Genomic DNA, 15,407 nt, shown 5'->3' on the forward strand with positions numbered 1-15,407 from the left:
TCCGGACCAGCCACGACCCTCGAAAAAAGCCCCGGTCCGAGCCGGGGTTTTTTGTTGCCGTGGTCCAGTCGAAAGCGCGCAAAAAAAACGGGCTGGAGATGGCTCCAGCCCGTCGAAAAGGTTCCGGCCGATGCACAAGGGGAATGCGGGGAGGACCAGGTGGCCGGGTCTCGATAAAACGAGCGCGGGGCTGGGAGGTTCCGGAAGTACGCTTTTTGCGCGAATGTGACCTTTTCGGCACATGGGACGGTTGTGGATGACGGGGGTGCGCCGCCGCACCAACAGCCGGTTCGTCAGCGAATACTCAGGAAGCACAGAGACGGCACAGTCGTGGAACCCGCGATTGCAGACCGCGTTATGGAAACATCCTGTCAAGCTCTCATGATGAGGTCGGGGCGATGCTGCGGTCTGGTTTCATTCTGGGCGTGAGTGCTCCCGCGGCTCTTCTCACCGTGTTGATCCAACCGGTGGTGCGTGAGACGGCCGACCATTGGACCCCCCCGATCCTGGCCGCTGCTTCGACGGTGCAGGCGCCGCTTCCGGGCATGCGTCCGGTCTCGCTGGCCTTGAGCCCGACGCGGGTCGCCGGCGTCCAGCGTGTCGATGGGCGCTCTGTCCCGGTCGCCGAGGAGGGGCAGGAGATCGGTATTCGGCCGATCTTGAAGCAGCTGCCGCAGCCGCGACGGCTGGTTCGCGATGGCTGTGAGATCGCTCTCAGCTCCCTGGTCGGCCCCGAGGCGCGCCGCATGACCCCGGGTCGCTGCATCTCCTGATCGCCGCTCCAGACGAAGCATGGAAAGCAAAAGGCCCCGCTGTCCCAGCGGGGCCTTTTGCTGTTTTGGCGTTGCCTCAAACGAAAGACGGCGCCGGTCCTGGGGACACGGCGCCGTTACGCGACTCGATCTTGGCTTTGGGTCACTCGGCGCGGCCGGTCCCCGTGGATTGGCCGCCCTTGCGACCGGCCGCCGAGGCCAGTTCGCGATCCTGCGAGAAGGAGCGCTTCTCGGCCGGCACGCTGCGTCCGCCCTTGCTGGCGATCTCGCGCTGCCGCGACAGGTCCATCGAGGCAAAGCCCCGCTTCGAGGTTGAATTTCCGGATGCCATCAGTTCCTCCTCAGGCTTCGCTTCACCCCGCAACAACCTTCAGCAATAACCAAGGTTCCTGTGACGAGACGTGGTCAAGTTTGGCAAAGCTAAGCTTGGCAGCAACCGCCGGCTGTGTGCGGCGTTGGTCCCCGGTTGATCTGCGCGTTTGTCCACGGGGCCCGATGCGGACCGGCCTGAGGCCGGCCTACTCTCGTGCCGCATCCCCTGGGCACCCGACGATGCAGGCTTGGGAAGAGAGGTTTCGGCATTGACGAACCGCAGCATGGTCAAGAACGCGGCCGGATCCGAGCCAGCCGTGAAGCCGAATACGCCGCCACTGCCGCCGATGCCGGCGCCTGAGGATTCGCCGACGCCGACCACCCGCGAGGAGCCGGTGGATTCACCCCACCTGAATGCCAGCCTGAAGCGGGAAGCCCCTGCTCCGGGTGAACAGGGTCTGTCGACGAAGCGTTGAGGCGACGCCCGTCAGCCGGACCGCAAGCGGGTCCGGCGGGACAGGCCGAGGAGGAGCAGGCCGATCGCGAGGATCGTCGCGAGACCGGCCACCGTCAGGATCCGCTCGACGAGGGGCGTATAGATGCCGCGTGCGGCATCGTAGCCGTAGCACAGCAAGGCCAAGCGATCCGCCAGGCCGCCGACCCGTCCCTCGCCGGCTTCCGTGAGGGCGAGGCGGAGGTCGCGTCCGGTCAGCGCCAGCGGTGACAACACCCGAGCCACCCGACCGTCGCGGGTGAGCAGCATCGCGGCGGCGGGGTGGGCGAAACTATCCGTCCCGGGATCGTAGACCGCCGTGTAGCCCAGGGCGCCGGCCAGCCGGGCGAGGGCGGAGTCCGAAACGATCAGGGGCGTGACGCCGGCCGTGCGTGCGCCGAGGGTCTCATGGATCATGCGGCGTGCGGCCGCGGCATCGTCGCGGGGGTCGATCCCGACCAGCACCCATGCGTAGTCTTCTGGGGCAAGGCCGGTCGCCGCCAGCGCATCCGCGGCCATCGACACCATCGGGTCGCACACATTGCCGCAGGTATAGTCCACTGGCAGCAGAAGGGCGGCACGTCCGCCGATCGCCTGTCCCAAGGTGGTGGCCTCTCCGGTCCGGGCATCCGTGACCGCGACGGAGAGTGGCGCCTGGGCGCCGGGCGCGGGGGCCGCCGCGACCCGGGCGAGGTCGGCCTGAACCAGCCGCGCCTCGACGGCTTCGGAACCTGCCAGGCAGCTGCAAACAATCGTAAGGACGCCGACGATCAGGTACTGGACCGTGCGGGTCGCATCGTGCGTGGGGCTGGACAAGGGCTTGATGAACCGCATGGATGTGTCGGCCTGTCCGGCCCTCTCAAGTCCACCCATGCCCGCGAGGGCGTGAAGCCCGTCGCGGAGCCAGCGCATGACCCTCGACACCGAGGTTTCCTCTCTACGTCAGGTGCCGCTGTTCCGCGAGGTCGAGCCGGCGCGCCTGAAGCTCTTGGCCTTCACGAGCGAGCGCGTGCATTTCGAGCCGGGACAGCGCTTCTTCGCCCGGGGCGACGTGGCCGATGCCGCCTACGTGATCCTCAAGGGCAGCGCCGAGGTGAGCATCGACGGGCCGGCGGGCCCGGTCCGGCTGGCGCTGCTCGGGCAGGACGCCCTGGTCGGCGAGATGGGCATCCTGGCCGACCAGCCCCGCTCGGCGACCGTGACGGCGGAGTCGGCCGTGACGGCCCTGCGGATCGATCGCGGCGTGTTCCTGGAGTTGCTGGCGCAGTTTCCCCAGATTAGCATCGCGCTGATGCGGGTGCTGGCGCTGCGGCTGGAGCAGACCAACCAGGCACTTGCCGAGAGCCGAGGCTGACCTCATGCGGTCGGATAGGTGATGAACTCCAGGAGCGAGCCGTCCGGATCGCGGAAGTAGACGCTGAGGCCGGGACCCGCGGCACCATTCCGCTCGACTGGGCCCAGTTCCACCGGCACGCCGGTCGCTTCGAGATGCGCCATCGCCTCCTCGATCGTGCCCGACCAGCGAAAGCACAGGTCACTGTTGCCCGGCAGCACGGGCTGCGCCGCTACCGGTTCCGCCGTCACGCCCGGGCCGTGGCAATTGAGCTGCACGCCGCCGAACCGGTAGGCGAAGCCGCTCCCGCGTTCGATCACCTCGGCGCCGACCACGTCCTGATAGAAGGCGTTGGACCGCGCCCAGTCGGTGACGTGAATCACGCAATGGTCGAGGTGGATCGCCGGGCGCAGCGGCATCACGGGCGCGACCACGGCGTCGGTCGAAAGGGTCTCGGTCTCGGCCATGATCACCTTCGCGGTTGTCGCACTGGCTTCGGGTCTCGCGATCTGAATTAGGGCGCAACCATGGCCGCGGCAGCAGCCGCTCGCGCGTCCGTGCGGCGCAAAAGCTACATCGTCGCAGACTGCGAGACGGTAGGCATAGCGCCCAGGACCGTATCCCGCATGTCAGGACCCATGATCGCACCACACCGATCGGCCTGGAGCCGAATTCGCCGGCTCCTGCTCTCGCGAATTCTGCTCGCCGTTGTGGCGATCGCGCCGCTGGCCGCCTGCCAAACGCGCCCGTCCCAGCTGGCGCAGGACGATGAATCGGCCTGGTACATCGGCACGAAGGCCGACAAACCCTACGACATCCCGCTGGTCGACACCGCCCGGCTCGATCCGAAATATCGCCGCCAGCAGGTCAGCTACAACGGTCCGGAGAAGCCCGGCACGATCCTGGTCGATATCGACCAGCGCCAGCTTCTCCTAGTCCAGGCGGACGGGACCGCGATGCAGTACGGCGTCGGCGTCGGCAAGGCGGGCTTCTCCTGGAAGGGCGAGGCGCGGGTCGGCCGCAAGGGCGTCTGGCCGGATTGGAGCCCGACCGTCACGATGGTCTCGCTCAACCCGGACCTGCCGCGCACCCGCAAGGGTGGCGTCGACAACCCGCTCGGCGCCCGCGCCCGCTACCTGTACCAGGGCAACCGCGACATCCTGTTCCGGATTCACGGCACCAACGAGCCCTGGAGCATCGGCGAGCAGATGTCATCGGGCTGCGTCCGGATGCTCAACGAGGACGTCGCCGACCTCTACGAGCGCGTGCCGGTGGGCACCCGAGTGCTGGTGAAGCGCAACGGCAAGTACCGGGCCTGACGCCCGGTCGCCGTGGGGAGCGGCCGAGCCGGCGCGCTCACGCCGTCTTGTCGTGGCCCTCGGTGAAGTCCCGCCACAGCAGGACCAGGGCCGCCATCACGGCCGGGCCGACGAACAGGCCGAGCAGCCCGAAGGTCTCGACGCCGCCGAGGATGCCGAGCAGCACCCACAGGAACGGCAGCTTGGTCGTGCCCCCGATCAGCGCCGGCCGGATGAAGTGGTCGGCCACGAATGTGACGACGAAGCCGGCCACCGCCACGACGGCGGCGGCCTTCACCGAGCCAGCCGCGACCAGGAGCAGCGCCGCGACCGCGATGGCGACGGCCGCGCCGAACGGGATCATGGCGGCCACCGCCGTGAACGCGCCGAGCAGCACCGGGTGCGGCACGCCGGCGAAGTAATAGACGACGCCGAGGATGAAGCCCTCGCCAAGGCCGACCAGCACGAGGCCATCGACGGTGCCGTGCACCGAGGCCACCATCTGCCGCGCCACGCGCTCGCCCCGGGGGCCGAACAGCCGGTCGCAGGCGACCCGGGCCTGCTCCGTCACCGTGCGCCAGTCGCGGAACAGGAAGAACAGGGCCACAAGGCTGAAGCCGAACAGCACGATCCGGTGCAGCACCTCGCGCCCGAAATTCCGCGAGGCGCCGATCACCGAGTTGTTCTCGAACCGGTGCAGCAGGTCCGAGCCGGCCTGGGCGTGCCCGAGATTGTCGTTCCACCAGGCGGTGGCCTGAGCGGCGCCGTAGGGCAGGTGCTGAAGGAAGTCCGGAGCCGGGACGCCGTTCGCCTCGGCGCTACGCACGAACTCGGCGACGTCGTGGGCCTCGCGCGCCGCCTGCACGCCGAGGATCGCGAGCGGCGCGAGGAAGACCAGCGCCACCGCCGCGGTCATCAGCGTCGGCAGCAGCAGGTTGTGCCGGCCCGGCGGGAAACGCCGCTCCAGTCGGGCGTAGAGCGGCCACAGCGCGATGGCCAGCACCACCGCCCAGGCCAGGGCCGGCAGGAAGCCGTGCAGGATCCAGAGGCCGAGCGCGGACAGCGCCAGAACCAGCATGACCCGCGCCGTCCCCTGTGAGCGCGCCCGCTCCGGCGGGGGCGGGGGGGCGGCATGCGCCGGAACCGCGACGGGTTGGGCCGTGGGTAACATCGGTTTCGTCTCCTGAACGCCGTGCGAAGGATCTCGCGCAGATCAGCCGAACACTTCGCGGGGCGGCGCGTGGTCCCTGCGCCCATCTCGACGGACGACCCGGGACCAGCGCTGCAACGCACCGGGAACCGTTACGGTTGCCGCCTCCGACCCCCTCGTGTAGAGGTCGCGGCCGTCCGACCGGCCCGCGCAACAGGGGCCGGCATGCGTATTGGTGGCCGCGCGGGGCGTGAGCGCCGGGTCGCCCGGCGTCGAGGGGGCTCCCCGCCCGACCGGTCCGGAAACCGAACAGCCCGCGAGAAGACATGTCCGACGAGCCCGCCCACGGCACCGCCACCTTCGAGCGCGTGGCCGACATCATAGCCGAGACGGCCGATATCCCGCGGGACAAGATCACGCCGGAGAGTCACGCCATCGACGATCTCGGCATCGACAGCCTGGCCTTCCTCGACATCGCCTTCGCGGTCGACAAGGCCTTCGGGATCAAGCTGCCCCTCGAGCGCTGGACCCAGGAGGTCAACGAGGGCAAGGTCCCGGCGGAACAGTATTTCGTGCTCAAGAACCTGTGCGCGCGCATCGACGCCCTGGTGGCCGAGAAGGCCGCCAAGGTCTGACGCCCCAGAGCCCGACGCACCCCATGCGCCTCGAATATTTCGAGATGATCGATGCCGTGCGGCACCTCGACCGGGCGGCCGGCCGGATCGAGGCGCTCGCCCGGGTGCCGCTGGAGAGCCCCGTCTTCGAGGGGCACTTCCCCGGCCATCCGCTGGTGCCGGGCGTGCTGCTGACCGAGACGATGGCGCAGGCCTCGGGCTACCTCGTGCTCGCCCATCTCGACTTCACCCGGATGCCGTTCCTCACCGGGGTCGACAAGGCCCGGTTCCGGTCCTTCGTCGGGCCCGGCGCGGAGCTGATCGTGACGGCGAGCCTCGAACATGATGGCTCGGGCTACGCGGTGACCAAGGCCGCGATCAGCCATGCCGGCAAGCCGCTCTGCGACGCGGAGCTGCGCTTTCGCACCATGCCGTTCCCGGACGGGCTCGACGCACCGATGCGCGAGCGGGCCCGGGCGATCGGCCTGTTCCCGGATCCGGTGCAGCCATGAGCCGCCCGGTCCTCGTCACCGGCCTCGGCCTCGTCTCGTGTGTGGGGGAGGGGATCGACGCGCATCTCGCCGCCCTTGAGAGCGGCGCCGCTCCTCGGGCCGACACCGAGACCTTCGCACCCTATTGCGTCCATCCGGCGCCGCCGATCGCCTGGGATGGGCAGATCCCCAAGCGCAGCGACCAGCGCCAGATGGAGGCGTGGCAGCGGCTCGGCGTCTACGCCGCCGGCCTCGCCCTCGAATCCGCCGGCGTGAAGGAGGATGCCGCCCTCAAGCAGGCGCTCCATCTCGTGGTGGCGGCCGGCGGCGGCGAGCGCGACTACGCGGTCGACGGCGCGATCCTGACCGGCATGCGCGATGCCGCCGATCCGGGCGCCTATCTCAACGAGCGGCTGCAGAACGACCTGCGGCCGACGCTGTTCCTGGCTCAGCTCTCGAACCTGCTCGCCGGCAACATCGCGATCGTGCACGGGGTCACGGGCGCCTCGCGCACCTTCATGGGCGAGGAATCGGCCGGCGTCGATGCGCTGCGGATCGCGCAGGCGCGGGTCGCCTCGGGCCAGATCGATGCGATCCTGGTCGGCGGGTCCTACAGCGCCGAGCGGCCGGACGTGCTTGTGGTCCATGAGATGGGCGGCTACCTCGCCCGCGCGCCCTACCGCCCGGTGTTCGGGCGGGCCGATGCGGCGCCAGGCTTCATCCTGGGGAGCTGCGCCGCCTTCCTGATGCTGGAATCCGAGGCGCACGCCGCCGCCCGCGGGGCTCGGGCGCTCGCCCGGCTGGACCGGGTGGCGAGCGATCGCACGCGGCGCATCCCCGGCAGCGTCGCCGCCAGTCTCGAAGCGCTCTGGCCGCAGGCCGGCCTCACGGCTCCGGACCGCGTCCTCTCCGGAGCCACCGGAGTCGCACCGATGACCGCGGAGGAACGGGACGCGCTCGCGCGGCTCGCACCCGATGCCGGCCTTCATGCCCTCGGCGACGTGATCGGGCACGGACTCGAGGTCGTCGCCCCGCTCGGAGCGGCGCTTGCCGCAGGTCTCGTGGCGGCCGGATCGGCCCGCGAGGTGGCGGTGACGACGGTCGGCCATCGCCGCGGCGAAGGCGTTCTGCGGCTGGTTCCGGCCTGACCCGCGCCCGACGCTGGGCTTGCGGCTCGGCGAAGCCAGATCATCGTCGATTCGGCGGCCCAGGCTATCTGTCTGACGACGCGGATCTTCTCCTGACGTCACATGTCTATGTCGGCCGATAATATCGTTGCTGGGTCGATCCTGGATCCAGCCGAAATATTTCTTCGGACTTGCCAATGGGTCGCCAAAGGCCTATCTCCGGTTCATCGGCACGTGTCCGGATATCTTGGACCGTTACGCCTTCGCAGGGCGGTTCTGACTTTCCTATCGCTATCGGTCGATACCGGCATTCGCTTCCAGAGCGGGTGCCATCTCTCACGACGCCTGCGAAGATCGAGGAATTCCATGAGCACCGGAACCGTCAAGTGGTTCAACGAGACCAAGGGCTACGGCTTCATCCAGCCGGATGACGGCGGCAAGGACGTGTTCGTTCACGTCTCGGCTGTCGAGCGCGCCGGCCTGCGCGGCCTGAACGAGGGCCAGAAGGTCTCCTACGAGCTGGAAACCGATCGTCGCAGCGGCAAGGAATCCGCTGGCCAGCTCCAGACGGTCTGATCGCCGCTTCGTCGGCCTTTGTCGAAGCCGCTCTTGAGGGAGCGGCTTCTTCGTATTCAAATCCGATTTCGGGACGACGGCGGCCCGCCGCGCCCAACACAGGAGTGTCTGTGAGCTTTCCGAACAAGCAAGGCGTCGTCGATCGACTGGAGGCCGCCGCCAAGGCGCGGTCCGAGATGTTGGCCCGCTTCCGGGCCCGCCCGACTGCCGATGATCCGGCCGTCCTCGCCCGCCAGTCCGCGCGCCGCGCCGTGGTTGACGCCCGCGAGGCCCGCGCGGCCGAGCGTGCCGCCCAGCGCGAGGCGGAACTCGCCCGCGCCGCCGCCCAGGCCGAGGCCGAGCGTCAGGCCGAGGCCGAGCGCAAGCTCGCCGAGCAGCTCGCCGCCCAGGAGCGTGCCAAGGCCCTTCAGGCCGAGCAGAAGCTCCAGCGCGATGCGCGCTACCTCGCCCGCAAGGCCAAGGCGGCCAAGAAGCGGTAAGGTCTCAACGCCCAAGTAGCAGCCGATCCGGCACGCGGGCGCGTGAGAGTCAAAGACATTGGGGGGCCGGTCCGATCGTGACGCGGTCGGCCGCCCTCGAGCGTCCCGTTCGAGACCCCGTCACAGGAGCTTGGCATGACCCATAAATTCAAGATCGGCCAGCGTGTCTGCCGGGTGCAGCTCGGACTTCCGGGTGACAAGGGCGGCGGCGAGATCTTCGAGGTTCTGCGCCTCATGCCTGAGGATCAGACCGGCGAGCGTTCCTACCGGATCCGGACGGAAGCCGGCGAGCGGGCGATCCGCGAGAGCGAACTGGTCGCCGTCAGCCGTCTCTGAACGGCCATCGATTCAGAGCGCCCTGACCATCACCAGGGCGTCGATCAGGCCCAGACCCGGATGCCGGAAGGCTCCCTAGTCCACTGCCGAAGTAAAAACTGACGCGCACAACTGTGCCGGTCTCGCGGTGCCCTTTCCCGGGCGCATGCAGCATCAGCGGAATGCGACCCGGGACCCAGCATTAGGATAACGCGAAGCGTCCGCTCGCAGCGACGGTGCGGCTCGATCGTGCCGCTTCGCGGCGGGCTTTCTGCGCCGGATCCCGGATCACCTTCCACTGACGTTCCAGGCGTCCGGGAAAGGGATGCGGTTCATCTTTAATCGCTCGGCCACGGTCCCGTCCCTCCGCCATCCCGAGCGTCGCGAGACGATTCAAGGTCCCGCCGCGTTCGCAGATCAGGCGCTCACCCGAACTGCTCCCGCAGGATGCGCTCGTCGAGGCTGTGCCCGGGATCGTGCAGGAGCACGAGCTCGGTGGCGCGGTCGAGGGAGGTCTCCACGGTGCAGACCCTCCGGAACTCGGTGTGGTCGGCCACGGCCGCCACCGGCCGGTGAGGGGCGTCGAGCACGTCGATCCGGATCCGGGCGTAATCCGGCAACAGCGCGCCCCGCCAGCGCCGGGGGCGGAAGGCCGAGATCGGGGTCAGCGCCAGCAGCTTCGCGTCGAGCGGCAGGATCGGGCCGCCGACCGAGAGATTGTAGGCGGTCGAGCCCGCCGCCGTGGCGACTAGCACCCCGTCGGCGATCAGCAGGTCCAGCCGGACATGCCCATCCACGGCGATCTTCAGCTTGGCGGTCTGGTGCGTCTGGCGCAGCAGATAGACCTCGTTGATCGCCCGCGCCCGGTGGCTGCGGCCCTCGGTGTCGATCACGTCCATCACCAGGGGGTGGATGACGCTGCGCTGGGCGGAGTCCAGGTGCTCCAGGAGGTCGTCGTCCCGGAACTCGTTCATCAGGAAGCCGACCGTGCCGCGGTTCATCCCGTAGATCGGCTTCGGGTGATCCATGAAGCGGTGCAGCACCTGCAGCATCAGCCCATCGCCGCCGAGCGCCACGACGACATCCGCCTCCTCGGGTGGGACATGGTCGTAGCGCCGCATCAGGGCGGCGGCGGCTTCGCGGGCGTAGCCGGTGGGGCTCGCCACGAAGGCGATTTTTTTAGAGGACGGCATGGTGTCAGGCGCCGCTTGGCGGGCGCGTCGGGGTCGCGTCGGGGGTCACGTCACGGCTCCAGTCTGATGAGCGAACCGCCCGGTTGACGTCGGTGCCCCGCATGCGTCTGACTCCTCAAGCACATGCGCGATCCAGGAGGCATAGCATGGAGCGTCCGCTCCTCGTCTACACCACCTTTCCCGATGCCGCCTCTGCGCTGAATATCGGCGAGGCCCTGGTGCGCGAGCGCCTGATCGCCTGGATCAACGTCCTGCCCGGGATGCTATCGGTCTACAGCTGGAAGGGCGCCGTGGAACTGGGCGAGGAGGTCGCGGCCATCCTCAAGAGCCGGGAGGGTTTGGCCGATGCCCTGTCGGCCGCCCTCAAGGCGCGCCATCCCTATGAGACGCCGATCATCCTGCATCTCCCGGTCGCCGGCGCGGACGCCGACACGGCTGCCTGGATCCTCGCGGAGACGCAGCCTGCCGATGCGGCCCCCGCGGCCCCCGCGGCGCCCTCGTCATCCTGACCGCCGCCGCCGGGAAACGGCACTGCAACAGAGCTCGGACGGACACAAATACGGGCCTTCAATGCATTCATTGAGGGATGAATCGGTATGTCCGCAAATCGCCTACGGCGACAATTGACTTCGTGAAAATTCAATGCTGAATTATCATCGTGCCGTAAGTCGAATACGGCTTCATGACTTGCGGTAGCGTGCGATGAGAGGATTGATTGCAATCCTTGCGATCGGATTCGGCATCCCGGCCGCGCAAGCCCTGGAGGCCGACGAGGTGGTCGGAACCTGGCGCCTCGTCACCGCCACGCGGAAGATCGTCGAGACCGGCGAGGTCATCGATGCCTATGGCGGCCCCAAGCCGAATGGCTGGATCACTTATGGTCGCGATGGGCGGATGATGGTCGTCTGCGCCTTCGAGGGACGCACGCGGCTCGCCGCCAACGACGCGATGTCCGACGCGGACAGGATCCACCTGCACAAGACCTTCTTCGCCTATGCGGGGACGTACCGGTTCGAGGCCGACCGCGTCACCCACAGCATCGACACGTCCTGGAACGAGGCCTGGACGGGAACATCCCAGGTCCGGCAGGTCGAGCAGAAGGGACGGCAACTGATCTACACGACCACGCCGTTCAAGTTCAACGTCGACGGAAAGCTGAGCGTCATCACGTTGGTCTGGGAAAAGTACCCCTGATCTTCAAACTCGCGGCTCTTTAGGGAGGACGACATGCCCCGAATGTATGGTCTGCCGGCGTTGGTTTTCGCCGCCGCCCTCATGCCCGGTCTGTGCCGGGCAGAGGCCCTGGAAGCCGATGCCCAGAGCGCGGCGACCAAGTGGGACGAGGCCTACAACCGCGACGACATGGACACGCTGGGCAAGCTCTACACACAAGACGCCATCGTCGTCACGAAGGGCGCGACCCAGACCCGCGACGGCATCCCAAAGTTCTTCTCCGGCCTCAAGGCGAAGGGGTGGGACGACCACAAGACCACGGTGAAGAACGCGGTCGCGAAGGACAACCTCCTGATCGTCTCGGGCCGCTGGGAGATGACCGGGCCGGTGGACGGCGGCGCCAAGAAGAAATTCGAGGGCAATTGGGTGAACGTGCTGGAGCGCCAGAAGGATGGTTGGCGGACGGTGCTGCATACGTGGAATTGAGGGGCGCCTCACCCGCCCTGATCGATCAGCCCGAGGCGCGGCACGATGGTGTGCCGCTCGATCACCGCGCCCGGGGCGATCACGGCATTGGCGCCGATCCGGGCGCCGTCGCCGACGAGTGCCCCGAATTTGCGGGTTCCGGTCTCGACGAGACGGCCCCCAACCGGAGGAGGATCGGCCGGTCCGGTGCCTCGTTACGGTGGTTGGCGATGATTGCGCCGGCTTCGAGGTTCACGTTCTCGCCGAGGATGCTGTCGCCGACGAAGTTGAAATGCGCGGCCGCCGCGCCCGCGAACAGGAACGCGGATTTCAGCTCCGCGCCGGGGCCGACGATGCAATCCGCTTCCAGCCAGCATCCGCCGCGCAGGTAGGCTCCGGCCGCGACGAAGCAGCCCGGGCCGATGATCGCCGGCGGCTTCACGGTCGCGCCGGCTTCCACGATCGCCTCCGCGTGGATCGCAACGCCGTCCGCGGCCCGGTAGGTCCCGTCGAGGCCGGCGATGCGTTCGGCGACCAATGCCGCCGCCCGGGCCGTGATCTCCCAGGGGGCCAGGGCGAGCGCGCCCAGCCAGGAGACGGGATAGCGCGCAATGAGGTCGCGCAGGTCCGGAAGGTCGTCATCCATGGTCGGTCCTGGAAACGCGGCGGTGATGATCGGCGGCGCGGCTCCCGATCCTGTCAGCCCGCGTCACGTGACGCCAGCCGCCTGCGCCGAGAGAAGCGTTCAAGATTTGAGTTCATAAATAGGCTCGAAGGCACGAATTCGACGCGAATCACGCCAAGATATAATTTGGCAAAATCCAGAATTTCGGAGATTTAATTGGCTTTTACTTTTAGTATTACAAGTGGATAATTTGGCGCTGTCGATGTCTCCGACTATAGGACCTGTGGCGTCGTCTTCGGCGCCGTGAAGTCTGGGACGTCGAAACCATGATGTCATTCAACAAAGCCGGCCGCATCGCGGTGGTGCTGCTGGCTTCCGTCGCGAGCGGGACGGGCGTTTCGGCGGCCGGCGGCAAGCCGAGCGAGCCGCTGATGACCATCGAAGCGGCTCCGTCGGGTCCGGCCGGTCTGACCGCGGCCAATCCGCCGGCGCTGCGCTACGGAACCCTCTACGCGGACGCCAAGGGCCAGAGCCACGTCCAGTATTGCGACCTGAAGAACTTCATCTTCAAGAGCTACGCGCCGCCCGCGGCCCCGCAATATGTCGGCTTCCCGCCGGGCGAGGTGGCGTCGATCAAGTACGCGATCCTCCCAGTCGGCTATGTCGGCACCTGGCACACCGCTCCCGGCCCGCAATGGGTGATCACCCTGTCGGGGCGCTGGTCGGTGGAGGCCACGGACGGCTCCGTGCTGGAGCAGGGGCCGGGCGAGGTCGAGTTCAACGCCGACACGGGATCGACCCCGCAGGGGCCGGAGGGCCATGTCGGGCACCTCACCCGCCAGGTCGGCGACGTGCCGAACGTCCAGCTGATCGTGTCGCTGAAGCCCCGGAAGGGGAAGCGCTCGACCGAGCCGTGCCAGCCGACCGCGCGGTGATGGCCGGGCTTGCCTGATCGCTGACATAAACAATCCGGCGGATACGCTCCGCCGGACCATCGGAAAAAGTTCAGGCGCCGCTGACCGGGTAGGTGCGACCCTTCCAGGTGGCCGCGCCGGCCCGTACGCCCCGCAGCAGCACGTTCCACTGGATCGCGAGCGCCACCAGCACCGCGGCCGGGTGGAGCGGGATTGTCGCCAGCGGCGCCCGGACCGCCAGGGTGATCGCCGCCCGGGTCGCGAGCGACAGCGCGCAGGCCGACGCGGCCAGGATCAGGGGGAGGGGCGGGATCAGGCCGAACAGGCCGGCCAGCACGAGGAGCGGCGGCAGGATCTGGCCGCAGCCCAGGAGCAGGGTCCAGACCGGCAGGGCGCGGGGCGTGGCCATGCCCTCGTGCGCGTTCTTGGAGAATCCCGCCCAGGCTTCCGAAAACCCCCGATACATCCGGCAGGTCGCGAGACCCGCCCCGGCCACGAGGTCGGTGCGGTAGCCGGCCGCACGCAGGAGCCGGGGCAGGCGCACGCCGTCGTGCAGGAAGCCGCAGATCGCGCCGTGGCCGCCGATCGCCGCGTAGGCCGCGCGCTCGAACAGGATGAGCTGCCCGCAGGCCGCGCCGAGCGCCGGATCCGGGCGGCGGCGCATCAGCGGGACCGGCAGGAAGCCGACGAGCAGAAAATCGATCATCGGCACGGTGAGCATTTCGCCCAGGGTCTCGGTGCGCTGCCGGGGCACGCCGCTGACCAGGGCCGCGCCGACACGCCGGGCTCGGGCGGTGAGCGACGCCGCGGCCTCGGGCTCCAGGCGGACATCGGCGTCGATGAACAGCAGGTGGCGGCCGTTGGCGAGCCCGGCGATATGCGCACAGGCGTGGTTCTTGCCGGTCCAGCCCTCGGGCAAAGGCGGCACCGGGGCGACGCGCAGGCGCGGGTCGCCGATCGCCCGCACGATCTCGGCGGTGCCGTCCGTGGAATGGTCGTCGCCGACGATCACCTCCACGGGCACGGCGGTGCTGGCGAGCGCGGCCCGCACGGTCTCGGCGATGTTGCCGGCCTCGTTGCGGGCCGGGATCAGGATCGAGATCAGACCGGGATCCGCCTCGGGGGTGGGCCGGCGCAGGGCGAACAGGTTCACTGCCGCCAGCCCGGCCGGGAGCAGGGCGGCGATCAGGCAGAGCAGGGCCAGGGCGGTGGGGATCAGGTCGGTCATCGTTCAGGTTGAGGTAAGGCAGCCGCCGGCTGCCGGCATCGCGCGCGGACAGAAAAACATCATGCGGCCCGATCGTGCCCGTCGGCGGCGTGATGGGCCGGATCGAAGCGGCGGCCAGCCAGCCGCGCGGCGAGGCGCCGCCAGAGATCGTAGACCCCGCCGACGCCCTTGCGGCCCGCGACCAGGGCTTGGAAGCGCTCCGGCTCGCGGCTGATCACGTCGGCGCTCAGACGGTCGAGGGTCGCGGTCAGATCGGCCTCCAGGCGGGCGAGCCGCGCGGCCCGCGGCAGGGCCGCCAGCTCGGTGCCGGGGATCCCGGGCCCGAAGGCCGCGAAGGCCTCGGCGCCGCGCTCGTCCCAGAAGGCGTATTCCAGGGCGAGCGGCACGAACAGCGCGTCGGGGGCGAGTTCGGCCAGGCGCGCCACGCCCGGACGCAGGCCAAGGGGCCGGACCCGAACGTCCACGAACTGGCCCTGCGCGGTGATCCAGAGGGCCGTGCCGGAGCGTGTCAGGATCGCCCGCGCGGCGGCCAGGAACTGAGCGGCGCCCCGGGGACTGTCGAGATCGACCCTGAAGGCCCCGATCCGCTCGAACACCCGGTAGCGCGCCAGCATGGCGGCGTCGAACGGCGCCCGGTTCTCGCGCTTGGGATAGAGCCGGCCGGACAGCACGATGATCACCGCGGCATCCCACCAGGCGGGGTGGTTGCAGTAGATCACCAGCGGGCCGGGATGTGTTGGGGCCGGCTTTTCGCTCCAGAGCGGCATCCGCAGGGCGTCGAAGTGCCGATGCAGGTAGCGCTCGAACCACGCTTCCATGAAGCGGCGGATCAGGGGCGAGACTGGACG

At 68.9% G+C, this 15,407-nt stretch carries 23 protein-coding genes; 14 read left to right on the forward strand and 9 right to left on the reverse strand.

Annotated features, from left to right (window positions below; translation table 11 throughout):
• Window positions 1-398 precede the first annotated feature (398 nt).
• Window positions 399-773: a hypothetical protein gene (locus MKK67_RS07485; protein WP_243963152.1), complete on the forward strand. Its 375-nt coding sequence runs from the start codon at window positions 399-401 to the stop codon at window positions 771-773.
• 142 nt (window positions 774-915) lie between these two features.
• Here the strand turns inward: MKK67_RS07485 and MKK67_RS07490 are convergent, their stop codons facing one another.
• On the reverse strand, window positions 916-1,104 hold the full coding sequence (locus MKK67_RS07490; RefSeq protein ID WP_058194055.1) for a general stress protein: 189 nt from the start codon (window positions 1,102-1,104) through the stop codon (window positions 916-918).
• 250 nt (window positions 1,105-1,354) lie between these two features.
• Between MKK67_RS07490 and MKK67_RS07495 the strand changes: the two genes are divergently transcribed.
• On the forward strand, window positions 1,355-1,561 hold the full coding sequence (locus MKK67_RS07495) for a hypothetical protein (RefSeq protein ID WP_243963153.1): 207 nt from the start codon (window positions 1,355-1,357) through the stop codon (window positions 1,559-1,561).
• 11 nt (window positions 1,562-1,572) lie between these two features.
• On the opposite strand, the gene MKK67_RS07500 is transcribed toward MKK67_RS07495, so the two are convergent.
• The gene (locus tag MKK67_RS07500; RefSeq protein WP_243963154.1) at window positions 1,573-2,412 is read right to left on the reverse strand and encodes an SCO family protein; all 840 of its coding nucleotides are present in this window, start codon (window positions 2,410-2,412) and stop codon (window positions 1,573-1,575) included.
• A gap of 76 nt (window positions 2,413-2,488) precedes the next feature.
• On the opposite strand from MKK67_RS07500, the gene MKK67_RS07505 reads away from it, so the two are divergent.
• Complete coding sequence (locus tag MKK67_RS07505; protein ID WP_007568861.1) at window positions 2,489-2,932, forward strand: cyclic nucleotide-binding domain-containing protein; 444 nt, start codon at window positions 2,489-2,491, stop codon at window positions 2,930-2,932.
• Window positions 2,933-2,934: 2 nt separating this feature from the next.
• On the opposite strand, the gene MKK67_RS07510 is transcribed toward MKK67_RS07505, so the two are convergent.
• Window positions 2,935-3,378, reverse strand: a complete 444-nt coding sequence (locus MKK67_RS07510; RefSeq protein ID WP_243963155.1) for a VOC family protein — start codon at window positions 3,376-3,378, stop codon at window positions 2,935-2,937.
• Window positions 3,379-3,537: 159 nt separating this feature from the next.
• Between MKK67_RS07510 and MKK67_RS07515 the strand changes: the two genes are divergently transcribed.
• Window positions 3,538-4,230, forward strand: a complete 693-nt coding sequence (locus MKK67_RS07515) for a L,D-transpeptidase (RefSeq protein WP_409568377.1) — start codon at window positions 3,538-3,540, stop codon at window positions 4,228-4,230.
• Window positions 4,231-4,267: 37 nt separating this feature from the next.
• Here the strand turns inward: MKK67_RS07515 and MKK67_RS07520 are convergent, their stop codons facing one another.
• The gene (locus tag MKK67_RS07520) at window positions 4,268-5,380 is read right to left on the reverse strand and encodes an AI-2E family transporter (protein WP_243963157.1); all 1,113 of its coding nucleotides are present in this window, start codon (window positions 5,378-5,380) and stop codon (window positions 4,268-4,270) included.
• Window positions 5,381-5,685: 305 nt separating this feature from the next.
• Between MKK67_RS07520 and MKK67_RS07525 the strand changes: the two genes are divergently transcribed.
• From MKK67_RS07525 to MKK67_RS07550, 6 genes are all read left to right on the forward strand, one after another.
• Window positions 5,686-5,994 carry an acyl carrier protein gene (locus tag MKK67_RS07525; protein WP_243963159.1) on the forward strand — a complete coding sequence of 103 codons (309 nt, stop codon included), beginning with the start codon at window positions 5,686-5,688 and terminating at the stop codon, window positions 5,992-5,994.
• 23 nt (window positions 5,995-6,017) lie between these two features.
• Window positions 6,018-6,485, forward strand: a complete 468-nt coding sequence (locus MKK67_RS07530; protein ID WP_243963161.1) for a 3-hydroxyacyl-ACP dehydratase FabZ family protein — start codon at window positions 6,018-6,020, stop codon at window positions 6,483-6,485.
• Entirely contained in the window at window positions 6,482-7,612 is a 1,131-nt protein-coding gene (locus MKK67_RS07535) for a beta-ketoacyl-ACP synthase (RefSeq protein WP_243963162.1), read from the forward strand. Before MKK67_RS07530 ends, MKK67_RS07535 begins: the two co-directional genes overlap by 4 nt.
• Before the next feature lie 345 nt (window positions 7,613-7,957).
• Window positions 7,958-8,167, forward strand: coding sequence for a cold-shock protein (locus tag MKK67_RS07540; protein ID WP_007568877.1), 210 nt, complete (start codon window positions 7,958-7,960; stop codon window positions 8,165-8,167).
• A 110-nt stretch (window positions 8,168-8,277) separates the two neighbouring features.
• Window positions 8,278-8,646: a DUF6481 family protein gene (locus tag MKK67_RS07545; RefSeq protein WP_243963163.1), complete on the forward strand. Its 369-nt coding sequence runs from the start codon at window positions 8,278-8,280 to the stop codon at window positions 8,644-8,646.
• 135 nt (window positions 8,647-8,781) lie between these two features.
• On the forward strand, window positions 8,782-8,982 hold the full coding sequence (locus MKK67_RS07550; protein ID WP_243963164.1) for a hypothetical protein: 201 nt from the start codon (window positions 8,782-8,784) through the stop codon (window positions 8,980-8,982).
• Window positions 8,983-9,386: 404 nt separating this feature from the next.
• Here the strand turns inward: MKK67_RS07550 and MKK67_RS07555 are convergent, their stop codons facing one another.
• Window positions 9,387-10,154, reverse strand: a complete 768-nt coding sequence (locus MKK67_RS07555) for an NAD kinase (RefSeq protein WP_243963165.1) — start codon at window positions 10,152-10,154, stop codon at window positions 9,387-9,389.
• 146 nt (window positions 10,155-10,300) lie between these two features.
• On the opposite strand from MKK67_RS07555, the gene cutA reads away from it, so the two are divergent.
• From cutA to MKK67_RS07570, 3 genes are all read left to right on the forward strand, one after another.
• Window positions 10,301-10,663: a divalent-cation tolerance protein CutA gene (gene cutA / locus MKK67_RS07560; RefSeq protein WP_243963166.1), complete on the forward strand. Its 363-nt coding sequence runs from the start codon at window positions 10,301-10,303 to the stop codon at window positions 10,661-10,663.
• Window positions 10,664-10,856: 193 nt separating this feature from the next.
• Window positions 10,857-11,348: a lipocalin-like domain-containing protein gene (locus MKK67_RS07565; RefSeq protein WP_243963167.1), complete on the forward strand. Its 492-nt coding sequence runs from the start codon at window positions 10,857-10,859 to the stop codon at window positions 11,346-11,348.
• A 33-nt stretch (window positions 11,349-11,381) separates the two neighbouring features.
• Complete coding sequence (locus MKK67_RS07570; protein WP_243963169.1) at window positions 11,382-11,813, forward strand: YybH family protein; 432 nt, start codon at window positions 11,382-11,384, stop codon at window positions 11,811-11,813.
• Window positions 11,814-11,821: 8 nt separating this feature from the next.
• On the opposite strand, the gene MKK67_RS32870 is transcribed toward MKK67_RS07570, so the two are convergent.
• Both MKK67_RS32870 and MKK67_RS07575 read right to left on the reverse strand, forming a co-directional pair.
• Window positions 11,822-11,911 (reverse strand): hypothetical protein, encoded by a 90-nt coding sequence (locus tag MKK67_RS32870; protein ID WP_409568379.1) that lies wholly within the window; start codon window positions 11,909-11,911, stop codon window positions 11,822-11,824.
• Window positions 11,893-12,438, reverse strand: a complete 546-nt coding sequence (locus MKK67_RS07575) for an LpxA family transferase (RefSeq protein WP_243963171.1) — start codon at window positions 12,436-12,438, stop codon at window positions 11,893-11,895. The genes MKK67_RS32870 and MKK67_RS07575 overlap by 19 nt, the downstream gene beginning before the upstream one ends.
• A gap of 305 nt (window positions 12,439-12,743) precedes the next feature.
• Between MKK67_RS07575 and MKK67_RS07580 the strand changes: the two genes are divergently transcribed.
• Complete coding sequence (locus tag MKK67_RS07580) at window positions 12,744-13,352, forward strand: hypothetical protein (protein WP_243963173.1); 609 nt, start codon at window positions 12,744-12,746, stop codon at window positions 13,350-13,352.
• A 70-nt stretch (window positions 13,353-13,422) separates the two neighbouring features.
• On the opposite strand, the gene MKK67_RS07585 is transcribed toward MKK67_RS07580, so the two are convergent.
• Both MKK67_RS07585 and MKK67_RS07590 read right to left on the reverse strand, forming a co-directional pair.
• Window positions 13,423-14,559 (reverse strand): glycosyltransferase, encoded by a 1,137-nt coding sequence (locus MKK67_RS07585; protein WP_243963175.1) that lies wholly within the window; start codon window positions 14,557-14,559, stop codon window positions 13,423-13,425.
• A 59-nt stretch (window positions 14,560-14,618) separates the two neighbouring features.
• Window positions 14,619-15,377 (reverse strand): lysophospholipid acyltransferase family protein, encoded by a 759-nt coding sequence (locus tag MKK67_RS07590; RefSeq protein ID WP_243963263.1) that lies wholly within the window; start codon window positions 15,375-15,377, stop codon window positions 14,619-14,621.
• Between the last annotated feature and the right edge of the window lie 30 nt (window positions 15,378-15,407).

The sequence above is a fragment of the Methylobacterium sp. J-072 genome, from assembly GCF_022829425.1.
GTDB lineage: Bacteria > Pseudomonadota > Alphaproteobacteria > Rhizobiales > Beijerinckiaceae > Methylobacterium.